This is a genomic window from Mycobacterium sp. (assembly GCF_051006775.1).
Taxonomy (GTDB): Bacteria; Actinomycetota; Actinomycetes; order Mycobacteriales; family Mycobacteriaceae; genus Mycobacterium.
This window is the reverse complement of record NZ_JBPCSX010000011.1, coordinates 1-5,177: the sequence shown is the minus strand read 5'-3', so window position 1 is coordinate 5,177 and position 5,177 is coordinate 1. Positions and strand designations below refer to the sequence as shown.

The 5,177-nt window shown below is 65.8% G+C and carries 6 protein-coding genes and 2 pseudogenes; 3 read left to right on the top strand and 5 right to left on the bottom strand.

What is annotated here, in order from left to right:
* Both ACR2JI_RS00650 and ACR2JI_RS00645 read right to left on the bottom strand, forming a co-directional pair.
* A pseudogene (locus ACR2JI_RS00650) lies at positions 1–285 on the bottom strand (hypothetical protein); the annotation flags it as partial.
* Positions 286–502: 217 nt separating this feature from the next.
* Positions 503–664 (bottom strand): hypothetical protein, encoded by a 162-nt coding sequence (locus ACR2JI_RS00645; RefSeq protein WP_526386946.1) that lies wholly within the window; start codon positions 662–664, stop codon positions 503–505.
* A gap of 157 nt (positions 665–821) precedes the next feature.
* Between ACR2JI_RS00645 and ACR2JI_RS00640 the strand changes: the two genes are divergently transcribed.
* The 3 genes from ACR2JI_RS00640 to ACR2JI_RS00630 are packed head-to-tail and all read left to right on the top strand — an operon-like array spanning position 822 to position 3,753.
* Entirely contained in the window at positions 822–1,316 is a 495-nt protein-coding gene (locus ACR2JI_RS00640; RefSeq protein WP_526386944.1) for a carboxymuconolactone decarboxylase family protein, read from the top strand.
* The gene (locus tag ACR2JI_RS00635; protein WP_526386948.1) at positions 1,286–2,632 is read left to right on the top strand and encodes a type I glutamate--ammonia ligase; all 1,347 of its coding nucleotides are present in this window, start codon (positions 1,286–1,288) and stop codon (positions 2,630–2,632) included. Before ACR2JI_RS00640 ends, ACR2JI_RS00635 begins: the two co-directional genes overlap by 31 nt.
* Positions 2,620–3,753: an amidohydrolase family protein gene (locus ACR2JI_RS00630; protein WP_526386942.1), complete on the top strand. Its 1,134-nt coding sequence runs from the start codon at positions 2,620–2,622 to the stop codon at positions 3,751–3,753. Before ACR2JI_RS00635 ends, ACR2JI_RS00630 begins: the two co-directional genes overlap by 13 nt.
* On the opposite strand, the gene ACR2JI_RS00625 is transcribed toward ACR2JI_RS00630, so the two are convergent.
* The 3 genes and pseudogenes from ACR2JI_RS00625 to ACR2JI_RS00615 form a co-directional block, all read right to left on the bottom strand.
* Entirely contained in the window at positions 3,735–4,130 is a 396-nt protein-coding gene (locus ACR2JI_RS00625) for a hypothetical protein (protein ID WP_526386940.1), read from the bottom strand. The genes ACR2JI_RS00630 and ACR2JI_RS00625 overlap by 19 nt on opposite strands.
* Positions 4,127–4,567 (bottom strand): nuclear transport factor 2 family protein, encoded by a 441-nt coding sequence (locus tag ACR2JI_RS00620; RefSeq protein WP_526386938.1) that lies wholly within the window; start codon positions 4,565–4,567, stop codon positions 4,127–4,129. Before ACR2JI_RS00620 ends, ACR2JI_RS00625 begins: the two co-directional genes overlap by 4 nt.
* Positions 4,557–5,177 (bottom strand): annotated as a pseudogene (locus tag ACR2JI_RS00615) (hypothetical protein); the annotation flags it as partial. The pseudogene ACR2JI_RS00615 and the gene ACR2JI_RS00620, both read right to left, overlap by 11 nt.

Here is a 5,177-nt window from a genome sequence, read left to right as displayed (position 1 = left end):
GTGAGCCGGCCGGGGAAGCGTCGGGCGGCCGGTGGGCACGCGGCGCCCGGTCCTGGCAGCCGCGCTGCCCGGCGTGGGCGGGGATGTGTGGGCGTCCGAACGGTCGGCGCGACCGGCCCGGGCGGCCGCGCGGCCGGCCGGCGCGGGGGGACTGGCCGACACCCCAGGGGCGTCCGAGTCGGTTCCGTCGGCGGTCGCGACGCCGGTGGCCTGCGGTCCGGCCAGCGAGACACCGAGCACAAACGCCGCGGCACCCACCCGCGCGCCCCGCTTTCTGATCGGCACCAGTCTCACCTTCGCTAACACGTGTAACCGTCCTAATCCGTTACTGAAAAGCTGAGGACGGCGTTGACCCTCGCGAATCTAGCACATCATCACCGCACTATGAAGGGATTCTCTCAGGATCTTCTTGGGAAGTGTTCAGTCGTTTGCGATCGATAAAAAGTTTGCTGCGCTACCGGTGCGGTAAACCACCCGCGGCTGACCCAGGGCTAATCCGGGGCTAGGGTCCGATTTTGTCGACGATGCCCAGCGCTTCGGACACCCGATCATGGGCATCGAGGAGTTGCTCCGGTTCGGGATGGTTGGCGGCCATCCAGGCCAGCAGGTCGGCTGTCTGGCGCAGCCGAACGCTGACGAGCGAATGGGCTAACTCAGGTGTCATATCAATTTTCTATGTTGAACAGGAATATCTACTGATCTATGCGAGCATAGCAAATCAGACGGTCGGGATTCTCAGGCCGCCTGACGTCGGGTTCCGGATTTTGCCTGAAGGTCGTGACCGCTGATGCGCAAGGCCGTCCGGCAACTACCATCTGGGTATGAGCCGAATCGGAGAGTTCGCCGACGACGACGTGGCCGGCTGGATTGCGCTGTCACCCGATATCGGCAGGGCGATGGCCGCCTTCAGCGGTGCGGTTTACAACAGCAATCGGTTGCCGATGCGGGTCCGGGAGATCGCCCGCATCGTGATCGCCCACGATAACGAGTGCGTGGTCTGCGTCAACACGCGCGACGCCGACGGCCCGGATGCCGGCGTGGATGAGGAACTCTACGAACACGCGCTGCAGTGGCGGACCTGGCCGGGTTTTTCGGACCAGGAGCGCCTTGCCGCCGAGTTCGCCCATCGGTTCGGCACCGAGCACGCCAAACTTCGCGACGACGAGGACTTCTGGCAGCGCTGTCGGGAGCACTTCTCCGATGAACTGATCACCGACCTGACGCTGTCGTGCGCGATGTGGGTCGGGATGGGGCGAACCTTGCGCACCCTGGACATCGGGCAGGCCTGCCGGATCACGCTTCCGTCCCGAGGCTGAGTGTGGCGGGCGTCACCGACGGCACCATCATCGGCACCATCGTCACGCCATCCGGACTGACACTGGCCAAAGTCATCCCGGCGGGTCGCGCAACGACATTCGCCGACCCGGGCCTGGGTGCCAGCCCGACCTGGCATGGTTTCGTCATCGATCGCACCGGCATCGCATTCACCGACGCCATCAGTGTGATCGGTGACCAGCGGATTCGGATAGATCCCGAGGCGCTCTGCGTGATCGACGAGGGACTCGCTTGGGCGCCCGGATCCTTCTTCGATCAGGATGGAAATCCGGTGCCGGCATGTGCGCGCGGAACCCTGGCCCGTGTCGAATCCCGTTTGGCCGCAGCGGGTCTGAGTGCTGCGGTGGGCCATGAGATCGAGTTCCTGCTCGTCGACCCGGCGGGTAACCGGCTGCCCGGCGATCTATGGGCCCAGTACGGGCTGGCCGGGGTCCTCGAGCACGAGGGTTTCGTCCGGGATGTCATCGCCGCGGTTACGGCCGCTGGCGTAGCGATCGAGCAGTTCCACCCGGAGTACGGGGTCAACCAGTTCGAGATATCGCTGGCGCCGGCAGCACCGGTGGCCGCAGCCGACCGGTTGGTCCTGACCCGGATCCTGGTGAGCCGGGTGGCGCGCAAGTACGGACTGCGGGTTTCACTGTCACCGGTTCCGTTCGCCGGCAGTGTCGGTTCCGGCGCCCATCAGCATGTCTCACTACGGCGTGGGCAGATTCCGGTGTTCTCCGGTGGTACCGGTGCCCACGGGCTTACCGATACCGGTGCGGCTGCCATCGGCGGAATCGTCGCAGGCCTGACCGAAGCCGAACTGATTCTGTGCGGGTCGATCGTGTCCGGCCTGCGGATGCAACCGGGCAACTGGGCCGGTGCGTACGCCTGCTGGGGCACCGAGAACCGGGAGGCGGCGGTGCGCTTTCTGCCGGCCACCCACGGCAATCCGCGCGGTGCCAATGTCGAGGTGAAGATCGTCGACCCGTCAGCGAATCCGTATTTCGCGACCGCCGCCATCCTCGGCTTGGCGCTGGACGGTATCGAGAGGAATGCTCCGCTGCCGCCCGAGATCACCGTCGATCCCCAGGAACTCTCCGACCACCAGCGTGCTGAGGCCGGGGTGATTCAGTTGTCCGCAAGGCAGTCCGATGCCATTGCAGCCCTGGATGATTCAGTGCGGATGCGCAGTATTCTCGGCAACGAAGGCGTCGACGCCACGATCGCGGTGCGCCGCTACGAGACCCAGAACTACTCCGAGCTGGACCCAGAGCAGCTGGCCGACAGATTCCGCTTGGCATGGAGCCTGTGAGCGCCGAGATCGGCGAGGGTATCGACGCTCTGGACCTTGTCGACAACCACGTTCACGGTTACTGGCTGGCCGAGCGGGACCGGCGTGGATTCGAGAACGGGCTCAACGAGGCCAACACCGCGCCGCTGGCCGGCTTCGACTCCGGATTCGACACCCAGCTCGGCTTCGCGGTGCGAGCCCACTGCGCGCCGGTGCTGGGGTTGGAGCCGCACGTCGATCCGGACAGCTATTGGGAGCACCGCAGCCGGCAGACACCCGAAGAACTGGCCCGGTTGTTCCTGCGCGCTGCCGGGGTCAGTGACTGGCTTGTCGACACCGGACTGCCAGGCGCCGTTGCCGGGCTCGCCGAGCTGCGGGCTGCGACCGGAGCGGGCGTTCATGAGGTGGTTCGACTGGAGCAGGTCGCCGAACAGGCTGCCGCGCAGCCCGGGGACTACAGCGACAATTTCGGTGAGATCCTCACCGCCAGAATGGAGTCGGCCGCCGCCGCCAAGACCGTGCTGGCCTATCGGGCCGGCTTTGACGGCGATCTCTCCGTGCCGGCCGCCGATGAGGTCGCTGCCGCGGCCGCACGCTGGCGCGACAGCGGTGGCGTACGGCTCACCGATCGGGTACTGCTGCGCTTCGGTATCCACCAGGCCCTGCGAATCGGCAAGCCACTGCAGTTCCACGTCGGACTCGGGGATCGGGACTGCGACCTGCACCGGACCAATCCGATGTTGCTGATCGATCTGCTCCGTCAGTCCGGGGACACACCGATCGTGCTGCTGCACTGTTATCCCTACGAACGTGAGGCCGGGTATCTGGCCAGCGCCTTCAACAACGTCCATCTCGATGTCGGGTTGAGCATCAACCATCTCGGCGCGCGCTCTCGTGATTTCGTGGCGCGGACACTCGAACTCGCGCCGTTCCGCAAGATCCTGTATTCCTCCGACGCGTTCGGGCCGCCCGAACTGCACTACCTCGGCTCGCGACTGTGGCGAGACGGAATGACTTCCGCGCTCACCGATTTCGTCGAGCGGGGGCAGTGGAGCGTCGCCGACGCGATCCGAGTGGCCGGTCTGATCGGGAACGACAATGCCCGGCGTGTGTACGACCTGGATCACGCCGGCGCGTCGTAGTGGACCCACCACGACGCGCCTTTCGGACCGACGCACTGCACCGGGATGCCCGGTACCCGGATCTCCAAGAAGTTTCCGCTGACGGGTATCTGTGCGTTGGATCCCGGCAGGGCGCACGGCATCCCCACGAAAGCTTCCCCGACCAGCGGCCCCGTGCGTACCCACTGGCCCTGCGCAGAACAGATGAGAGTGTTCTTGTCGCCGTCCACACCGAATACGAAGGAGATGCTGGGTGTGCAGGGCGCGCCTGCGGCCACGCCCAACGCCACGCCGGGTACGCAGTCCACCGAGTCGCAGGTCGCTGCCCCTGCGGTGGCAGGCAGAGGCGTTGCGAGCATTCCAGCGGCGAGAACTGCCGCAACCATCATCCTGCTCATATCAGGCCGGTGGCGTCGAAGATCCAACTGGTGTCGGCCGCGGCCAGTTGCTCCATCCAGTCCGCGGGCGCATGGTTGACCAGCCCGCCGAAGTCCCAGTAGTCCTTCCACAGCGTGATCTTGCCGTCGCGGACCTTGTGCACCGTGACGAACTGCAGCACGGTGCTCTCCCCGGTGGCCCAGTTCCACGTCTCGGAATGCTCGTACATGACATCTTCGCCATCCTGCACCAGCACGCCGTCATGGTTCTGATAACCGGCAAGCGGCTCCAGCCCCACCTTGAGCCGCTTGACGATGTCCGACGGGCCGCGGGCGGCGGCGGCCGGACCCACTGGCATATCGACGTAGATGCAGTCCTCGGCGATGAAGGTCTTCAGCTTCTCCCAATCACGGTCGGAGAGCGCCCTCCACATCCCCAGCACCACATCAGCGGACATCGGCCAGCTCCTTCTCATAACCCGCTGCCGCGGTGGGTGCTCCGGCGCGCAGGAAACTGCCGGTGCGGGTGGCGCCCAGGAGTTCGGTGGGAACGCCGTCGCGCACGACGGTCCGGCCGCCGATCAGCACCAGATTGACCGCGGCGTCGTTGCGATTGACCATCCGAGGCATATTCGCGTACTGCGGGACCGGCGCCTCGGCGTAGTCGTCAAGGCGGTCGTCGAGGCATTCGGGATCGATCACCACCAGGTCGGCCCGATCGCTGATGCGCAGATGGCCGGCATCGATGCCATACCAGTCGGCCAGTTCGCCGGTCAGCCGATGCACGGCATGTTCGGTGGACATGAACGGGTGGCCGCTGTGTTCGGCGTCGCGGACGTGCCGCAGCAGCCGGAGTCCGAAGTTGTAGAAGGACATATTGCGCAGGTGCGCGCCGGCGTCGGAGAAACCCATCTGGATCCCATTGTCGCGGGCCAGTTTCTTGAGCACCTCGGGCCGGTGATTGGAGATCGTGGTTCGCCAGCGGATCTTGGTGCCGTGTTCGACGACGAGGTCGAGGAACGCGTCCACCGGATGCAGGCCGCCACGGTCGACACCCACCTGGCCGAA

Coding starts and splice junctions, on each gene's coding strand:
- ACR2JI_RS00630 (WP_526386942.1), top strand. CDS start 2,620: ATGGAGCCTGTGAGCGCCGAGATCGGCGAGGGTATCGACGCTCTGGAC.
- ACR2JI_RS00625 (WP_526386940.1), bottom strand. CDS start 4,130: ATGAGCAGGATGATGGTTGCGGCAGTTCTCGCCGCTGGAATGCTCGCA.
- ACR2JI_RS00620 (WP_526386938.1), bottom strand. CDS start 4,567: ATGTCCGCTGATGTGGTGCTGGGGATGTGGAGGGCGCTCTCCGACCGT.
- ACR2JI_RS00645 (WP_526386946.1), bottom strand. CDS start 664: ATGACACCTGAGTTAGCCCATTCGCTCGTCAGCGTTCGGCTGCGCCAG.
- ACR2JI_RS00640 (WP_526386944.1), top strand. CDS start 822: ATGAGCCGAATCGGAGAGTTCGCCGACGACGACGTGGCCGGCTGGATT.